Annotated in this window: 14 protein-coding genes; 11 read left to right on the forward strand and 3 right to left on the reverse strand. The window is 74.5% G+C overall.

What is annotated here, in order from left to right:
- Positions 1-110: 110 nt before the first annotated feature.
- The 3 genes from QSK21_RS03715 (at position 111) to QSK21_RS03725 (ending at position 3,204) form a co-directional block, all read left to right on the forward strand.
- On the forward strand, positions 111-1,700 hold the full coding sequence (locus QSK21_RS03715) for a glycoside hydrolase family 10-like protein (protein WP_285693739.1): 1,590 nt from the start codon (positions 111-113) through the stop codon (positions 1,698-1,700).
- Positions 1,701-1,753: 53 nt separating this feature from the next.
- Complete coding sequence (locus tag QSK21_RS03720) at positions 1,754-1,981, forward strand: DUF3040 domain-containing protein (protein ID WP_285693741.1); 228 nt, start codon at positions 1,754-1,756, stop codon at positions 1,979-1,981.
- 665 nt (positions 1,982-2,646) lie between these two features.
- Positions 2,647-3,204, forward strand: coding sequence for an ATP-binding protein (locus QSK21_RS03725; protein ID WP_285693742.1), 558 nt, complete (start codon positions 2,647-2,649; stop codon positions 3,202-3,204).
- A gap of 443 nt (positions 3,205-3,647) precedes the next feature.
- Here the strand turns inward: QSK21_RS03725 and QSK21_RS03730 are convergent, their stop codons facing one another.
- Together QSK21_RS03730 and QSK21_RS03735 are read right to left on the reverse strand one after the other, a co-directional pair.
- Positions 3,648-4,772, reverse strand: coding sequence for a helix-turn-helix transcriptional regulator (locus QSK21_RS03730; RefSeq protein WP_285693743.1), 1,125 nt, complete (start codon positions 4,770-4,772; stop codon positions 3,648-3,650).
- Between the two features lie 120 nt (positions 4,773-4,892).
- Positions 4,893-7,838, reverse strand: a complete 2,946-nt coding sequence (locus QSK21_RS03735) for a hypothetical protein (protein ID WP_285693744.1) — start codon at positions 7,836-7,838, stop codon at positions 4,893-4,895.
- 151 nt (positions 7,839-7,989) lie between these two features.
- On the opposite strand from QSK21_RS03735, the gene QSK21_RS03740 reads away from it, so the two are divergent.
- The 6 genes from QSK21_RS03740 (at position 7,990) to QSK21_RS03765 (ending at position 14,701) form a co-directional block, all read left to right on the forward strand.
- Complete coding sequence (locus tag QSK21_RS03740) at positions 7,990-8,967, forward strand: EamA family transporter (protein WP_285693745.1); 978 nt, start codon at positions 7,990-7,992, stop codon at positions 8,965-8,967.
- A gap of 252 nt (positions 8,968-9,219) precedes the next feature.
- Positions 9,220-10,575 (forward strand): hypothetical protein, encoded by a 1,356-nt coding sequence (locus QSK21_RS03745; RefSeq protein WP_285693746.1) that lies wholly within the window; start codon positions 9,220-9,222, stop codon positions 10,573-10,575.
- 96 nt (positions 10,576-10,671) lie between these two features.
- A complete protein-coding gene (locus QSK21_RS03750) occupies positions 10,672-11,658 on the forward strand; it encodes an ARPP-1 family domain-containing protein (RefSeq protein ID WP_285693747.1) in 987 nt (328 codons plus the stop codon).
- 437 nt (positions 11,659-12,095) lie between these two features.
- The gene (locus QSK21_RS03755) at positions 12,096-13,322 is read left to right on the forward strand and encodes a cytochrome P450 (protein WP_285693900.1); all 1,227 of its coding nucleotides are present in this window, start codon (positions 12,096-12,098) and stop codon (positions 13,320-13,322) included.
- 91 nt (positions 13,323-13,413) lie between these two features.
- Positions 13,414-13,962 (forward strand): ATP-binding protein, encoded by a 549-nt coding sequence (locus QSK21_RS03760; protein ID WP_285693748.1) that lies wholly within the window; start codon positions 13,414-13,416, stop codon positions 13,960-13,962.
- On the forward strand, positions 13,943-14,701 hold the full coding sequence (locus QSK21_RS03765) for a tRNA(His) guanylyltransferase Thg1 family protein (RefSeq protein WP_285693749.1): 759 nt from the start codon (positions 13,943-13,945) through the stop codon (positions 14,699-14,701). Before QSK21_RS03760 ends, QSK21_RS03765 begins: the two co-directional genes overlap by 20 nt.
- A 7-nt stretch (positions 14,702-14,708) precedes the next feature.
- Here QSK21_RS03765 and QSK21_RS03770 read toward each other — a convergent pair whose 3' ends face one another.
- The gene (locus QSK21_RS03770; protein WP_285693750.1) at positions 14,709-15,497 is read right to left on the reverse strand and encodes an SDR family oxidoreductase; all 789 of its coding nucleotides are present in this window, start codon (positions 15,495-15,497) and stop codon (positions 14,709-14,711) included.
- Positions 15,498-15,568: 71 nt separating this feature from the next.
- On the opposite strand from QSK21_RS03770, the gene QSK21_RS03775 reads away from it, so the two are divergent.
- Entirely contained in the window at positions 15,569-16,528 is a 960-nt protein-coding gene (locus QSK21_RS03775; RefSeq protein WP_285693751.1) for an alpha/beta hydrolase, read from the forward strand.
- Positions 16,529-16,643: 115 nt separating this feature from the next.
- Positions 16,644-17,438, forward strand: coding sequence for an alpha/beta fold hydrolase (locus QSK21_RS03780; protein ID WP_285693752.1), 795 nt, complete (start codon positions 16,644-16,646; stop codon positions 17,436-17,438).

A 17,438-nucleotide genomic window follows, 5' to 3' on the forward strand; every position in this document is an offset into this window, starting at 1 on the left:
TTGGAGCCTGGAGGCCGCCTCCGGCGGCGGAATTTTTTACCACACGCGACCGAAGGGACAGCCACCGTTACGCGCGAACCATGCCGGCCCGTGCGTGACAATGGCGCATCATGACTTCGCCAACGAAGATCATCACCAGGGTGGGGGCGGCGGCTCTCGCCGCGGCGACGCTGACGGCGTGCATCCCCGCCATCGGCGAGAACGGCGCCCAGGAGGCGGTGCCGCCCGGTGCCACGGGCGAATGCCCCGCGGTGAAGGCGCCCGGCGACTCCGCGCATCGCCAGCTGCGCGCCATGTGGATCGCCACCGTCGGGGGCGCCGACTGGCCCAAGCCCGGCGACCGCGGCAGCAAGGAGCGCCAGCAGGCGTCCTTCCGCAGGCTGCTGGACACCGCGAAGGCGATGAACCTCAACGCCGTCGTCGTGCAGATCCGCCCCAACTCCGACGCCTTCTACGACTCCCCCTACGAGCCGTGGTCGCAGTGGATCACCGGCAAGGCCGGCAAGGACCCCGGCTACGACGTGCTGGGATTCATGCTCGCCGAGGCGCACAAGCGCAACCTGGAGTTCCACGCCTGGTTCAACCCGTACCGCATCAGCCGCCAGGCCGACCTGAACAAGCTCCCCGCCGACAGCCCCGCCCGCCGGCACCCCGAATGGGTCCGCAAGTACGGCACGGGCCTGTGGTACGACCCGGGGGTGCCGCAGGTGCGCGAACTGGCCACCAACGCGGTCATGGACGTGGTGCGCAAGTACGACATCGACGCGGTGCACTTCGACGACTACTTCTACCCCTACCCCGAGGGCGGCAGGTACCCCGACCAGGCCACCTACAAGGCGTACGGCAACGGCAAGAGCCTGGCCGAGTGGCGCCGCGGCAACGTCGACTCCCTCGTGCGGACCCTGTCGCAGAAGATCCACCAGGCCAAGCCGTGGGTGCGGTTCGGCATCAGCCCGTTCGGGGTGTGGCGCAACAGGACCTCTGACCCCGCCGGGTCCGACACCAGGGCGCTGCAAAGCTACGACGACCAGTACGCCGACACCCGCAAATGGGTCAAGGAGGGCTGGGTCGACTACATCACCCCGCAGCTGTACTGGTCGATGAACGACCCCCGCGCCTCCTACACCACCCTGGTCAGGTGGTGGTCCGACCAGGTCGAGGACACCGGCGTGCAACTGACCATCGGCCAGGCCGCCTACCGCGTGGGCACCGACGCCGCCTGGCGCGACCCCGCCGAGCTGTCGCGGCACCTGACCTTCAACAAGCGGTACCCGCAGGTGCGCGGCGACGTCTACTTCAGCGCCTCCAGCCTGGCCGCCAACACCCGCGGCTTCGCCCAGAAGCTGCGCGACGACCACTACCGGCGCCCCGCGATCCCGCCCGTGGCCAAAGGCGCCGACGGCCGCGCGCCCACACCCGTGGGGGACGTCAGCGCCACCGCCGAGGGCGGCGGCAAGGGCGTGCGGGTGCAGTGGCGCCCATCCCAGGGCAGCACCGCCTACGCCGTCTACCGGGTCGCCGGGCGCAAACCCGCCTGCGCCCCGGTCGACGCCGGCGCGCTCATCGCCACCGTGCGCGGCGGCGGCGTCATCGACCCGGGCGCCAGGCGCGGGCAGACCTACACCTATTACGTCACCGCGCTCGACCGCACCCACCGCGAGAGCGCGCCCGCGCGCGGCGCGACCGTCACCGGGGGATAATGATCTTGGTCCGGGGGGAGGAACCAGGCAGGTGACCCCCCGGAGGTACGAGCATGGCGCTGTCGATGGAGGAGCGGCGGATCCTCGCACAGATCGAGATCCACCTGAGCGAGGACGACCCGCGGCTGGCCCATCGTCTGGAGAAGTTCGGCCGCACGGCGACCCGCGCGCGGGACGCGAGGCCCCGCCCCCGCCGCCGCGTAAAGATCATCGCGGCGGCCGTCGTGGTGACCGCCGCCGCGGCGGGCATCGCCACCGCCGTCCTGAGCGCCTTCTCCTAGCGCCACCGGCGGCAACCCGGCCGCTGCCGGCTTGACCGCGACCCGGGGGCATGCGCGTGCCGCACGTGCCCCCGGTGCCTGAACGTGCCCTGCCGCGCCCGCACGGCACAGCAGAAAGAACGCCGATGCCCCGGCCCGATTCATTGAATCGGGCCGGGGCATCGGCGTTCAGGCCGGTGTGGTGGTCGCCTCACGGCGAAAGGCACAACGAGGTTCCAGCCACGGGCCGCCAGGCCCGGCGGTATTCCTCGAAGGCAAAGGGTAGAGCCCGGGGGACACATGCCACACCGACACCGTCCACCATAACGGCAACCACCCACTGCTCATTCCCGATCTAGCCATGTGTCACCGATCACCTAGCCCCGGGGTGACGGCGACCTGAGCCGGTGCTCCCGCTTCCACGCGGATGCGTCCACATTGGTACAGGGACGCGGGGAAATGCCACGACCCCGTCCCGGATCTGCACGGACGGCGCCCGCAAGGCACCGTCCCGGGCCGCGGGGAGAGCCGGAACGGCGGGGTCTGATCACCCTCACCGCCACCGGCACGGGGAACTCCCGGTCCGGCCAGATCTGCGGATGGGGCCCTATCGCGCGACGCAGGCCGGGAAACATGGCTGTAGACGCGCTGACCTGCGGGAACAGTAGAGATGAGGAGACGGGGCATTGAGTGCGAATGGGCTTGGAGCCGAGGGACGGGGGCGGCGGGAGGAACGCGTCGCCCTCTGGGACCTGCCCGCCGAGACCGCCAGCGCCGCCACCGCGCGCGCCCTGACCTGCGCCGCGCTGCGCGAATGGCGCGTGCCCGACCAGGGGGACGTGGACGACATCGTGCTGATGGTCGACGAACTGGTCACCAACGCGATCCTGCACGGCAGCGGCCGGGTGCGCCTGCGGCTGCGGCTGCTGCCCGACGAGGCCAGGCTCACCGCCGAGGTCGGCGACGACAACCCGGTCGCGCCCGCACCCCCCGGCCGCGGCCCCGGCGTCCTGGACTGGGCCGAGGACGGCCGCGGCCTCCTCCTCGTCGGCGCCCTCGCCTCCGCCTTCGGCAGCCGCCCCGAAGGCCACGGCAAAACCGTGTGGTTCTCCCGGGCCCTCCGCTCGGTGAACGGCCACGACCCCGCCCCACCCGCATCCACAGCCCCACCCGCATCCACAACGCCCACCGCGGCCGGATCCACAGCGGCATCGACCACAGGCCCCCAGACCCTCACCCCGTGAACCGTCCCCCTGAACCGCACCGCCCGAGCCGCCACAGAACGCCCCCGCCGAAGCCGCCCCTCCTAGCCCCAGCCGGCCCCGAGCCTGTCCCCGAACCCGCGCACGCGCACACCGCCTCGAGCCCGTCCCGCACGGCACCCGCCCACGGCCCCCACCCGCGAGACGACCCCAGCGGGCCCGCGCCCCCCGTCTAGACCTGCGCCCCCGTCTAGGGCCTGTTTCAACGTTGGTCGCAGTCCTTCGTCGATGGCGGCGATGTGGACGGTGGCCTGGTGACGGACGTCGAGCTTGGCGGACGCGGTGGCGGGTGCCCGGTGGCGTTCGAGCCGGTTGATGCGGCACTCGATGGCGTGGGGGTCTTCTTGGCCGATGAACGCTCTACCGGAGACCTCGCTGCCTTCGGCGCACGACACGCCACCGCTCATCTCACTTCGGAACAGGGCCTAGACCTGGAGGGGGCAGCGGTCCGTCAGCCAGATCTCCTCGTCGTCACCGTCCAGGACGGCGGTCATCGGCGGCTCGTCGGTCAGCCGGTCCAGATGCCATTCGATGTGCGCCAGCGGGCTGCGCCAGCCCGCCAGCAGGTCGGCCAGCGGGCGCGGCGGGCCGGGCGGCCCCGACGGGGACGGCTCGGGGTAGGCGCCCTCCCACAGCGCGTCGTCGGATCCGGCGCACCAGTGCCCGGCGGCCTCCAGCACCTCCTGTAGGTCGCGGGCCAGCTCGCCCAGCGAGCGCAGCGCCATCGCGTCCTGGATCATCCGTTCCCTGGCGCCGTAGGACGCCTCGCCCTCGAATGCCGCCGGCAGCTCGGGGCGGCGCCCGTCGTACACCGGCGGGTCGCCGGTCGCCTCCGCCCGCACCGCCGCGATCTGCCAGCGCGTCCACTCCGCCAGATGCCCCAGCACGCCGCGCAGCGCCGCCGCGCCCCCGCGCCCCGCCCGCACCTCCGCGGCGGCGTCCCGCAGCCGTGCGCGGACGTACTCCAGCCGGTCCAGCGTCCACGCCCGCGCGCGGGCCGCGCCCGCCGGGCCGCGCGGGCCCGGCTCGGGCGGGGGCTTGGGCACCGGCACCCGCAGCGCCGCCAGCAGGTCGTCCAGATCGCGCATGCCCGTCGCCCGCCCCGACAGGTAGGCCGCGCCCACCCGGTCCAGGCGGAACAGGCGCGGCCCGTCCCGCATCCGGCACCACCCCACCAGGTATTCGGCGTAGGGCGCGATGACCAGGCCGTGCGCCTCCACGTCACGGAAGCTGCGGCCGCCGGACCGGTCGGTGTAGGCCAGGCGGACGACCCGCCGCGTGCGCACCGCCTCGGCCAGGGTCTCGCGCACCGGCCCGACCAGCGACGCCGCCTCCGACAGCGGGGCGGGCGGCGCGTCCGGCGGCAGGACGTACCCGCGGCCCCGCTCCGCCGACACCGGCAGCCCGCCATGGGTCAGCAGCTCCAGGTCGCGGCGCACCGTGCGGGCGCTCACCCGCAGCCGCTCGGCCAGCTCCTCGGCGGTGAGCGGCTCGGGGGAGGACGAGCGCAGCTCGGCGACCAGCGCCAGCAACCGGTCCACGCGATTCATGCTCCCATGGTCGCGCGGCCCACCGACATTCCGCGGGCAACGACACAACTCCTCACTCACCGTGACAACCGATGCGCCGCAGGAGAACGCGGCGTCACCACCGCGTCGCCCGGGGGCGGATCAGGTCAGCTCGGCGGCGACGCCCTCGAAGTCGCCGGCGGTCAGCGCCAGCGTCTCGGCCGCGCCGATCGCCTGGGTGGCCTCCGCGCGTCCCAGCCGGCGGGTCGCGGCGCGGTCGAGGTACGCCTCCACCAGCCGCGCGCCGGTCAGGCGGCCGATCGGGTGCAGCACCGCCAGGTCCCGGTCGGCGACCCTCCACGCGCCGGCGTCCAGCGTCAGCCGCCGCTCCTCGGCCAGCAGCGCCAGCAGCGCGTGCCGCAGCCGCGCGTCGCCCAGGTCGGGCAGCCGGACGGCGCGCAGGTCGGTCACCAGCTCCGGTGAGGCCGCCGACAGCTCGCCCACCCGCTCCGGCTCGCAGGTGCCCAGCAGCGCGGTGTCGCTGACGCCCTCCAGCCGCGCCCGGTACAGCGCGGACGCGAACGCCGCGCCCTGCGGGTGGTCCAGGATGAGCGTGTCCAGCCCTTGCAGCAGCAGCACGTGACCTGCGTGCTCGTCCAGCGCCGCGCGCAGCCCGTCGGGGCCCGAGTCGCGCAGGTCGTCGGCGTGCATGCCGTGCACCTCGCCGCTGGACACCTCCACCTCGGCCAGGGCGCGCGCCACCATCCGCGCCACCCTGCGCTGCCCGCTGGAGGGCGCGCCGATCAGCAGCAGCGCCGGGACCGATGCGCTGGACACCTCGTGGCCGCGCAGCCGCTTGGCCCACTTGCCGCGGCGCCGCACCTCGGTGACCACCCGCTCGATGTCGTCGGCCCCGCACAGGAAGCGGATCCCGTACGACTCGACGATCTGCGGGCTGGGACCGGGATCGGGCGGGGGCGGCATCGGCGGCGGGGGCTCGGGCACCGGCGCGGGCGGCGGCGGCAGCGACGGCCCGTCCACCGCGCCGGGACCGGGCGGCACCGGCGGGCCGGGCTGGGGACGGCCGTGCCTTCCCCCGCGCTCGACCCTCGTGGCGGGCGCGTCGTCGCTGAACGGGTCGACGTCGTCCAGCGGGTCGGGGTCCATGTGGGTGACCGAGGGGTCGGCGGGCCAGGGCGGTGCCGTGCCCGAGCCCACGCCCCAGCCCGCCTGCGGGTCCGGCCGCGCCCCGGCCTGCGGCCCCTCGGGCGCGTCCGCCGACCACGCCGGGGCCGGGGGCGGCGGGGGAGGGGGCGGGACCGCCGCGCCGGCCGCGGCCTGCCGTGGCGGCTGCGCGAACGCGTCCGGGGACGCGGCCGCCGCCCCTCCCGCCGCGCCCTCCGGCGCCGCGGGCAGGCCCTCGGGCACCGCGCCCGGCACGCCCTCGGGAACGGCGCCGGGGATGCCCTGCGGCGGCGGCGCGGGCGCGCCCTGCGGCGCCCCCGGAGGCGGACCGGACGGGGACGGCGGCAGCTGTGCCCACGGCTGCGCGGCGGCGCCCTGCGGCTCGCCGGGGCTTCCCGGGGCGTCGCCGGGCGGGGACGGCGGCGGGACCGGGGCCACCGGCTGGTCCGGGGCGGCGCCCGGCGGCGACGGCTGCGCGTCCCGTCCGGAGGCGTCCCGCTCGGAGGCCAGGTGCTCGCGGGCCGCCTTGATGATGTCCCAGGCGCTCAGCTCGTCCGTGGACGGCGGGGTGTGCATCGCCGGCCCGGTCAGTTCCGCGGCGATCGCCTGCGGCAGCGCGAACCCCGTCGCGGGCGGCTGGACCTGCGCCAGCCGGCACCAGGTCAGGCCGACGGTGTAGGTGGTGGCCAGCAGCGCCGCCAGGGCGTCGGCGTCGTCGGTGCGCAGCGGGTCGGGCAGCCGGCCCTCCCGCGGCCACAGGTCCCGCAGCGGATGCGCCGCGTCGGTCAGCACGGTGTGCAGGGTGCGGGCGCTGTCGGGGTCCAGCCAGCGTTGCAGCGCCGGCAGCGCGCCCGGCGCGGCCTGCAGGTCGGCGGCCAGCACCGCCACCCCGGCGCGGCGCACCTCGTCGTGCGGGCGGCCGCCGGTGACCGTGCGCACCCCCGTCAGCGCCGCCACCTGCTGCTGAAGGTCGTACAGCGCCAGGCGCAGGTACTCGCCGGGCGCGGCGTCGCGCACCATCGGGGTGGCGTACTCGGCGGGGCAGCGGCGCCGCCATTCCTGGAGCACCGCGGCCGGGCCGTAGCGCGCCGTGGCGATGTCCTGCTGGATCAGCCGCAGCGAGGCCGCCGTCACCGCGGCCAGCGCGTCGGCGCCGGGACGGAACCGCGCGTCGGCCTGCAACCCCGCCGCGACCTCGTACATGACGCGGGCGATGTGGGCCGCGCCGCCGCCGTCGCCGGCCAGCAGCCGGTTGATGTAGTACCCGGCCAGCGTGCCGAAGTCGGGCGGCATCATCCAGTGCAGCCGCTCGGCCGGGGTGGTCAGGAACGGGATGAACGACTCGATCAGCGGATGCTCGATCAGGACGACGGGGGAGCCCGCGCACCACAGCAGCGCGCCCCACGCCGCGGCGACCGTGCTGGGCGTGCCCGGCTGGAACATCGGGTCCTGCTGGGCGAACTGCGCCGGGTTCACCGCCCACGCGGTCGTCAGCGCCTGCTGGATGCGCGCCACCACGGCGGTCTCGGGCACCGGGCCGAGGAACCCCAGCGACGCGACCCGTCCCGCCGCCAGGTCCGGCCCGGTCGGGAACAGCTGCGGAGGCACCGGCGGCGTGCCCGCGCCGCGCGGAGCCGGGACGACCGCGGCGCGGTCGGCCGCGGTGGTCGGCGGGGGACAGGGGTGCCAGTTGCCGTCCAGCCCGCACCGGTACCAGCGGCCCCACGCCCCGTACAGCCACCACTCGCTGGAGCCCCACAGCATCCGCGCCGCGACCTGCTCGGCGCGCTGCTGCGGCGCCGCGGTCCGCCACCAGGCGGAGGACACCAGCTCGCGGACGTTGCCCTCCACGGCGGTGAAGAGGTCACCGCCGGCCCCGCTTCCGGTTCCGCCGAGTCCCGCCCCGGCCGCCTGCCAGTTCACTAGGCGAATGGTAGTCCTTCGCGGCGTTCGGCCAGGCATCGATGGGCGCAACGCCGCGCAAGCCCGCGGAACGGCCGATATCCCCTCCATCGGTAATGAGTGTTATGGCATGATGCTCCTTATCTCGGTCCGTGTGGGCAAAGGGGGCGGCATGAACGACGCGGCACGCGTGAGGGCGGCCGGGCTGACCTTCGCGGTCGTCTCCTCGATCGCCTTCGGCGCCTCCGGGCCGTTCGGCAAGGCCCTCATCAACGCGGGCATGAGCCCCCTGCAGGCGTCCTGGCTGCGGGTGACCGGCGCCGCCTTGGTGCTGGTGCCGCTGGTGCTGCTGCTGCGCGGGCCCGCCGCGGGCGCCGCCCGGTTCCGCGCCGCGCGCCCCCACCTGCCGCGCCTGGCCTTGCTCGGGCTCACCGGCGTGGCCGGCTGCCAGGCGTTCTACTTCATCGCCGCCTCGCGGCTGCCGGTGGGCATCGCGATCCTGCTGGAGTTCACCGGGCCCGTCCTGGTGCTGGCCTGGATCGGGCTGGTGCGCCGCGCCCCGGTGCACCGCACCGCCGCGGTCGGCGTCGCCGTCGCCGTGGCGGGCCTGGCGATGGTCGTGCAGGTGTGGTCCGGGCTGCGGCTGGACGCGCTGGGCCTGGCCGCCGGGCTGGGCGCCGCCGCCTGCCAGGCCGGCTACTTCCTCATCGTCGACCGGCTGTCGGGGGCGGTCGAGCCGCTCGCGGTGACCGCCGTGGGCCTGGTCGTCGCCGCCCTGGCCCTCAGCCTCGTCGCCGCGCCCTGGGCGCTGCCCTGGGACGTGCTGCCCCGCATGGTGGACGTCGGCTCGCACACCGCGCCCGGCTGGGCGCTGGCCGCCTGGATCATCCTGGTCAGCACCGTGCTGGCCTACCTCACCGGCGTGGCCGGGGTGCAGCGCCTGTCGGCCCAGGTCGCCGGGGCCATCTGCTACACCGAGGCGGTCGCCGCCACCCTCCTCGCCTGGGCCGCGCTCGGCGAGCGCCTCACCCTCGTCCAGACCGTCGGCGGCGCCGTCGTGCTGGCCGGCGCCTACATCGCCCAGCGCGCCGTCATCGAACGCCCCGCCCCCGCGCCCCAGGAGATCCCCGCCACCGCCCTGGCCCGCTGAGCGCACCCCGGCCCGGTACGGGGCCTCAGGCGTTGTCACACCCTCGGCGAGATGCGCGAGACCGTCCACGCCGCCGCCGCACGCGTCGACGACCTGCTGGAACGCGGGCTCGGGGGCTACGCGGCCACAGACGGGCGGGCCAGAAGGGGACGCGCCGGGCGATCGGGATGACACGGGCGCGCCGAGCGGAAAATAAGTGTCGGGACGCTCGCGCGGATTCCTACACTCCATGATTGCGGAGGCGAGACAATCATGGACACCCCCACGCTCCTCACCCACCTCGAGACGCACGCCCGGCCCCTGACCCTGCCGCGCGGCGGCGCCCTGTGCTGGGACGACGCCGACTTCCACGGCGCCGCCCACACCGACGACCCCGAGGGGTACGCGCTGCTCGGACTGGCCCCCGGCGTGACGCCCTGGCAGCGTGCCCGGGTGCTGCTGCAGGTCCTGGCCGCCTCCCAGGCCGGGCTGGGCGACCACACCCGCGCCACCCTGGCCAAGGTCGCCCGTGTGCTCACCCTCGCGCTGCCACCCTCGCACGTCATCACCGTCCTGCTGGCCCTGCGGCGGCTGCGCGCCAACCACAAGCACACCACCCGCACCGCGCTGCGGTTCGTCCTGGAACACCCCCACGCCGACGCGCTCATCGCCGCGCGCCGCCCCGCGCTGCTGGACTGCTTCGAGCACGCGCTCGGCAAGGCCACCGCCCGCGGCTGCGCCCGCCGCATCGCCGACGGCGACACCGGCTCGGACTACCTGCAGCGCCGCCTGCTGCGCTTCCTCACCGCGCCCGCCCTCGCCCTGCCCCGCGTCACCGCCCTGTACGGGGCCGCGCCGCCCGACCGGACCGGCGGCACCGGCCCGCAGGCAGGGTCGCAGGCAGGGGCGCACGCAGGGCCGGCGCTGTGCCTGGACGCCGCGCGGGAACGCCCGCAGACCGTCACGCCGACCAACCGCGGCGACATCGCCGCCACCCTCGTCCACCTGTACCGGGGCGGGCCCGCCGAGGACCTGTACGTCGCGCTGGGCGGCTACGTCGGCGAGGCCGCCGCGGTCTTCCCCCGCTTCGAGGGCACCGTGGCCATGGTCCTGGACGCCTCGGCGTCCATGCGCGGCTACGGCGACCGCGAATGGGCCGTCCTGTCGCAGGCCGCGGCGCTGCGCATGGTGCTGTCGCAGGTGTGCGACCGGCTGGAGGTCATCGAGGTCGGCGGCGACGAGCGCACCCCGCGCGGCGCCACCGACCTGGCCACCGGCGTCCTGGACGCCCTGGCCACCGAACCCGACCTGGTCGCCGTGGTCTCCGACGGGTACGAGAACCTCTACCCGGGCGACCTGGCCCGCGTCGTGGCCACCCTGCCGCGCGCCGGGATCACCACGCCCGTGGTGTTCTGCCACGCCATGTTCACCGGCGGCGACGACCTGTCCCTGCGCCGCCCCGCACCCGCACTGCCGCAGCGCGGCTTCTGGCACCAGGACGACTTCGCCGAACTGCTTCCCTGGATGTTCGGGCACTGCGCCGCGGGCGGACCCTGGCTGCGCGACGCCATGCGCACCCGCCTGGAACTGCTGGACCAGGAGGCCGCGCAGCTCGCGGCCGCCGCATGACCCCCTGACTCCCGCACGACCCCCGGGGGCCGCCACCGGCCCCGGGGCACCCACCACACGGCCGCCGAAGGGCACGAAGGGGAGGAGACACACCCCATGAGCGACCTCACCACGCTCGACACGCTGGTGCCCGGCCCGCTCAGCCTCGCCGGGCACCGCCTGGGCACCCCGCAGCGCGCCGGCGCCCTCACCATGGTGCCGATCTCCGGACCCGCCTACCCCGGCATCGTCCCGCCCCGCACCGGCGTCAAGCTCACCCGCGTCCCCGGCTACGGCCGCGTCGAGCTGCGCAACGGCGCCGACCGCGGCGTGGCGATCGTCCCCCTGCACATGGGCTACGTCCAGGACCAGGCGCAGAACCACGCGCTGTGCCGCTCGGCGTTCCTGGCCGCCGGGCAGACGCTGATGTTCGAGGACGCCTGCTGCGTCCAGCAGAGCCAGGGCGGCTACCTCAGCGAACGCGACCAGTGGTTCTTCGTCCTGCCCCTGGAACTGCGCGCCCGCGCCCTGGAGCTGCGCGGCCTCAACGCCTACTCCAAGCTGTGGGACGACATCGCCGACCTCAACCACCGCTACGGCCTGCCGCGCCGCGGCCACCTGGAACAGATCCTGTCGCGGCACCGCGCCGTCCTCACCCAGTTCCAGAGCCGCCTGGAACTACAGCCCGGGCAGCTCGGCGCGCTGTTCTTCCTCGACGGGCGCTTCGCCGGCCTGGAACTGGCACCCGACCCGCTGTACTTCGCCGAGGTCTGGACGCCGCTGGTCGCCTTCGCCTACGGCGTGGCCGCCTGGCACGCCGAGCCGCCCGCGCCCGAACGGGACGCCGAGCCCTACGACGCCGGAGACCTGGGCGAGCTGCGGGCGGCGCTCGCCCGCGACCGCGCCGACCGGATCGCCGAGGTCGCCGACTGGCTCGCCGCCGCCCCCACCGGGCCCGTCACGGCCGTCGAAGAGGACCGCTACCTCGGCCTGACCCTGTCCACCCTCACCGGGCCGCACCTGGCCGGGCAGATCGTCACCGACGGCGACCGCCCCGTGTACGCGAGCCTGTTCAGCAGCGCCCCGGGCACCAAGCCCCGCTGAGGCCGCGGGAGCCCAGGCCGGTAGGGCTCCCGGGCCCGGAAAAAGGCTTGCCATAGGGGGTGCCGGACCACTTCACTAGGAGACCTACCGGGAACTGTGCCGGGCCGTCAGGTGGTGTCTGATTCCACATCAGGAGTTCAGTGTTCCGTGCGGAACACCATTCCACGCCTGACCCCGCGCCGGCCGCCTGTCCCGCTCCCTCCCCCGCACCGGCACCGCCGGCCCTTCGCGGCCGAGCCGCCATCGCCCGTCCATCACCCGTCCTGGAGGCGGGTCGCTGTGCAGTGGGTCACAGAGCATTGACCGTAACCGCGCACTTATCCAAGCTGGGGCTGAATGCGACGGAAGGCGACACGGCGGTGACGATCCAGCGAACGGGCGCGAAGCCGAGGTACGCGCCAGACGACGACATCAGGCTCAGCGAGCTCACCTTCTGGATGCGGCCCCTGGACGAGCGCGCCGAGGCGTTCGCCCGGCTGCGCGCCGAGGGGACGCCGCGCCTGTATCCCGACCCCCAGATCCCCTTCGCCAAACCCGGCGACGGCTACTGGGCGCTGGTGCGGCACGCCGACGTCCTAGAGGCCAGCCGCAAGCCGCACATCTTCAGCAGCGAGCCCAACGCCACCACGGTCATCGACCCCCCTGCCTTCGTGCAGCGCTACGTCAACTCGATGATCAACATGGACGATCCGCGGCACGCCAAGATCCGCCGGATCGTGTCCCGCGCGTTCAGCCCCCGGATGCTCGCCAAGGCCGAGGACGACGTGCAGGCCCGCGCCACGCGGATCGTGGACGAGCTGATCGCCACCGGCCCCGGCGACTTCGTCGAGAAGGTCGCCGCGCGGCTGCCCGTCGAGATCATCTGCGACATGCTCGGCATCCCCGACACGCTCTACCCAAGGGTGCTGCGGCTCACCAACATCGTGCTGGGCAACGCCGACCCCGAGTACACCGGCATCACCCCCGAGATGGGACGCATCCGCACCGGCCTGGGCATGGCCAAGGTCGCCCTGGCCAGCCGCGAGCTGCACCGCCTGGCCGCCAGGCTCGGCCGCGAGCGCATCGGCCACGACACCGGCGACCTCACCTCCGCGCTGGTGAACGCCAACGTCGACGGGGAGAAGCTGACCGCCCGCGAGTTCGGCACGTTCTTCCTGCTGCTGGTCGTGGCCGGCAACGAGACCACCCGCACCGCCATCGCGCACGGCCTGAAACTGTTCACCGACAACCCCGAACAGCGCGAACTGCTGCTGGAGGACTTCGACGGGCGCATCGCCGGAGCCGTGGAAGAGATCGTCCGGGTGTCCACCCCCGTCATCACCTTCCGCCGCAACCTCACCCAGGACTACGAGATGAACGGCCACACCTACCGCAAGGGCGACAAGGTGATGCTGTTCTACAACTCGGCCAACCGCGACGAGAGCGTCTTCACCGACCCCGACACCTTCGACATCACCCGCTCGCCCAACCCGCACGTCGGGTTCGGCGGCCCGGGACCGCACTTCTGCCTGGGCGCCAACCTGGCCCGCCGCGAGATCACCGTGATGTTCAAGGAACTGTTCTCACGCCTGCCCGACATCCGCGCCGCCGGCGAGCCCGACCGGCTGGTGTCCAGCTTCATCAACGGTTACAAGCGGCTGCCCTGCACCTTCACCGTCCCCTAGTAGGCTCGATGCCGCACAGGCCCCGCCCGGATTGGACGCCGCGTTCCGTGACCTACCCAGCGACCCGCACCCGGACGGGCGGCGCCGAGCGGTGAGCGGGGACGGCGCCCCCGTGGAACTGGCCATCCTCATCGGGTTGCAGGGCTCGGGGAAGACCACCTTCTACCGCCGCCACCTGGCCTGCACCCACGCGCACGTGTCCAAGGACCTGTTCGGACGATCCGCGCGGCGCAAGCAGCAACGCCAGCTCCGGCAGATCGCCGAGCACCTGCGGGCGGGCCGCAGCGTGGCCGTCGACAACACCAACCCCTCGCCCGTCGAATGGACCCCGCTGATCGTGCTCGGCCGCGAGCACGGCGCGCGCATCACCGGGTACTGGTTCCCGCCCGACCTCCAGGCGTCGATGCGGCGCAACGCCGCGCGTCCCGGACGGGACCGGGTGCCCGACGTCGGTGTCCTGGCCACCCTCGAACGGCTGCGCGAGCCACGGTACTCCGACGGGTTCGACGAGCTGCGCGTCGTCCGCGCCGACGGAGCCGGCGGCTTCACCGTCACCGTCAAGGGCGAGGAAAGGGACAAGCAAAAGCACGAGGAAAAGCACGAGGAGGAGGACGCCGGAGATGCGCCCGCGCGACCTTGAGGCCCGGATGCGTGAGCGGGAGTGGTTCCACTCCCTGACCGTCCCGCCCGGCGCGTGGACGGTCGTCCGCGTGGACGGGCGCGGCTTCTCCCGCCTCACCGCGGAACGCTTCGACAAGCCCTTCGACGCCCGCTTCTCCGACCTCATGACCACGGCGGCGCGGACCCTGCTCACCGAGCTGGCGGGCCGGTACGCCTACACCGAGAGCGACGAGATCTCCGTCGTGCTCGACCCCGACCACGACATGTTCGGCCGCGAGGTGGAGAAGCTGGTGTCGCTGTCGGCCGCGATCGCCTCCGCCGCCTTCACCCACGCCGCCGGTGCGCCGGCCGCCTTCGACAGCCGCATCTGGCTGGGCACCCACGCCGACGACGTCGTCGACTACATGTCCTGGCGGCAGGCCGACGCCGCCCGCTGCTCCCTCAACGGATGGTGCTACTGGACGCTGCGCGGCGAAGGCCGCACCGCCCGCCAGGCCACCCGCGAACTGGAGCGCGCGAGCGTCCCGGACAAGAACGAGCTGCTGTACGCGCGCGGCATCAACTTCAACGACCTTCCTGCCTGGCAGCGCCGCGGCATCGGCCTGTGGTGGCGGACCTACGAGAAGACCGGGCACGACCCGGTCCGCGGCGTCGACGTCCAGGCCACGCGCCGCCGCGTCCACATCGAACGTGACCTGCCGATGAAGGACCGGTACCGCGACCTGGTCCGCGACCTGGTCACCCGCCGCGCGGCCTGACCGCCGCTCAGCCGCGCCCGACGTGCGAGGGCATCGTCGTGGCCAGCACCGTCAGCGACTGCACGTTGGCCTCCAGCGGCAGGCCCGCCATGTAGAGGACGGCGTCCACGACGGCGCTGACGTCCATGGTCGGCTCCGGCCTGACCGAGCCGTCCGCCTGCAGAGCCCCCCGCCCGAACCCGCTGGTCATGTCGGTGGCGGCGTTGCCGATGTCGATCTGCCCGCAGGCGATCCGGTACGGGCGTCCGTCCAGCGACAGCGACTTGGTCAGCCCCGTGACGGCGTGCTTGCTCGCGGTGTAGGCCGCCGACAGGGGACGCGGCGTGTGCGCGGCCAGCGAGCCGTTGTTGATGATCCGGCCGCCCTGCGGGTCCTGCGCCCGCATCATCGCGAACGCCTCCCGCGCGCACAGGAACGACCCGGTCAGATTGGTGTCGATCACCGTGCGCCACTGCTCGGGCGACAGCTCGTCCACCGGCGCGGCCGTACCGAACACCCCGGCGTTGTTGACCAGCAGGTCCAGCCGTCCCCAGGTGCCGCGCACCGCGCCGAACAGGGCGGCGACCGACTCCGGCGAGGTCACGTCCGCGGGCACCACCAGCGCCCGCCCTTCGGGCACCCCCGAACGGCCCGCCGCCTCGGCGGTCTCGCGCAGTGCGGCGGCGCGGCGCCCGGCCAGCGCGACGAGCCAGCCGTGCTCCAGCAGCCCCCGCGCCACCGCGGCGCCGATCCCCGACCCGGCACCGGTCACCACGGCCACCCGTCCCGGAACGCTCACCTCATCCGATGCGGTCACGCCCCGACCCTAGCGCCCCCGGCGATCGGCGTCCCCTGGTGGGCGGGACCGGCTCGGGGGACACTGCGCATATGACGACGATCATCGAGCACACCCTGTCCGGCGCCGACGTGGCGGACGAGACCCGCGCGTTCAACGCCGACCTGGCGGCCAGGCTCGCCACCGTCCCCATGGCCCACGAGGTCGACGACGCGCCCGCGATCCGCGCCGCCCGCGAGGAGGGCGGCGGCCCCTTCCCCGCACCCGTCCGGCTGCCCGAGGGCGCCGACCGCACCGTCCCCGGCCGGGACGGCGACATCCCCATACGGGTGCTCCGCCCCGAGGACCCGCGCGGGGTGTTCCTGCACCTGCACGGCGGCGGCTGGACGCTCGGCGCCGCCGACGCCCAGGACCCGCAGCTGTGGGAGCTCGCCACGGCCGCGCGGGTCGCCGTCGTCAGCGTCGGCTACCGGCTGGGGCCCGAGCACCCCTACCCGGCGGGACCCGACGACTGCGAGGACGCGGCCCGCTGGCTGATCGACAACGCCGCCGCCGAGTTCGGCACCGGCCGCCTGGTCATCGGCGGCGAGTCCGCCGGGGCCCACCTCGCCGCCGTCACGCTGCTGCGCCTGGGCGATCTGGCCCGCTCCTTCGCCGCCGCCCAGTTCACCTTCGGCCCGTTCGACCTGGGCCTGACTCCCAGCCAGCGGCACGGGGCCGACAAGCTCGTGCTCCCGCTGGCCACCCTCGAATGGTTCTACCGGCAGTTCCTGCCCGGCCTGGGCCCCGAGCAGCGCCGCGCCCCGGACATCTCCCCGCTGTACGCCGACCTGCCGGCCCTGCCGCCCGCCCGGTTCTCGGTCGGCACCCAGGACCCGCTCCTGGACGACTCGCTGTTCATGGCCGCCCGCTGGCGCGCCGCGGGCAACGAGGCCGAGCTGGAGGTCGTGGCCGAGGCCGTGCACGGGTTCCTCGCCTTCCCCATCACCGTCGCCGAACGCGAGATGGCCGCCCAGGCCCGCTTCATCGCCAACGCCGTGGCAGCGCCCTGACCCGCCGCCCGCGCGGCCGCCGATGAGTTCCGCGACGCCGGCCGGTCTACCGGTCCAGGGCGGCACAGCGGCTGAACGTCTCCCGGAACCGAGCCCGCCCGCGAAAGGAGATCCCATGCAGTCGGTACGGTCGGGCGACGGCACCCGCATCGCCTACGAGCGTTCGGGACAGGGACCGCCGGTCGTGCTGGTGGCGGGCGCCCTGTGCGACCGGCGGGCCGCGGCGCCGATCGCCGAGCTGCTGTCGGCGCACTGCACCGTCTACAACTACGACCGCAGGGGACGCGGCGACAGCACCGACGCCTGCACCGTGTTCGGCACGCCCGCCGACGCGCTGCGCCGGGAGATCGAGGATCTGGAGGCGGTGCTCGGGGCCGCCGGCGGGCCGGCGGGCGTGTGGGGATCGTCCTCGGGTGCCGTCCTGGCGGCCGAGGCCGTCGCCGCCGGCCTGCCCATCACCCGGCTGGCCATGTGGGAGCCGCCCTACGGCCTCACCGAGGAGGACTCCCGCGGCCACCTCGGCTACACCCGGCGACTGGAGGAGACCGTCGCCGAGGGCCGCCACGGCGACGCCGCCGCGCTGTTCCTCGGCCACATCGGCGTCCCCGAGGAGTTCATCGCGGGCATGCGCCGGTCCCCGGCCTGGCCCGCCATGGAGAAGATCGCCCCCACCCTCCGCTACGACGCCGCCGCCCTCGGCGACGGGCTGCTGCCCGCCGGCCGGCTCGCCGCCCTCACGATCCCCGTCCTGGTCCTGGACGGCGGCGCCAGCATGGACGTCCTGCGCTCCGCCGCCCGCGCCGTGGCCGGCACCATCCCCGACGCGCTGCACCGCACCCTGGAGGGCCAGGAGCACAACGTCGCCGCCGAGGCGATCGTGCCGGCACTGGCGGAGTTCTTCGCTCGCTGA

It is taken from the genome of Actinomadura sp. NBRC 104412, assembly GCF_030269515.1.
Taxonomy (GTDB): Bacteria; Actinomycetota; Actinomycetes; order Streptosporangiales; family Streptosporangiaceae; genus Spirillospora.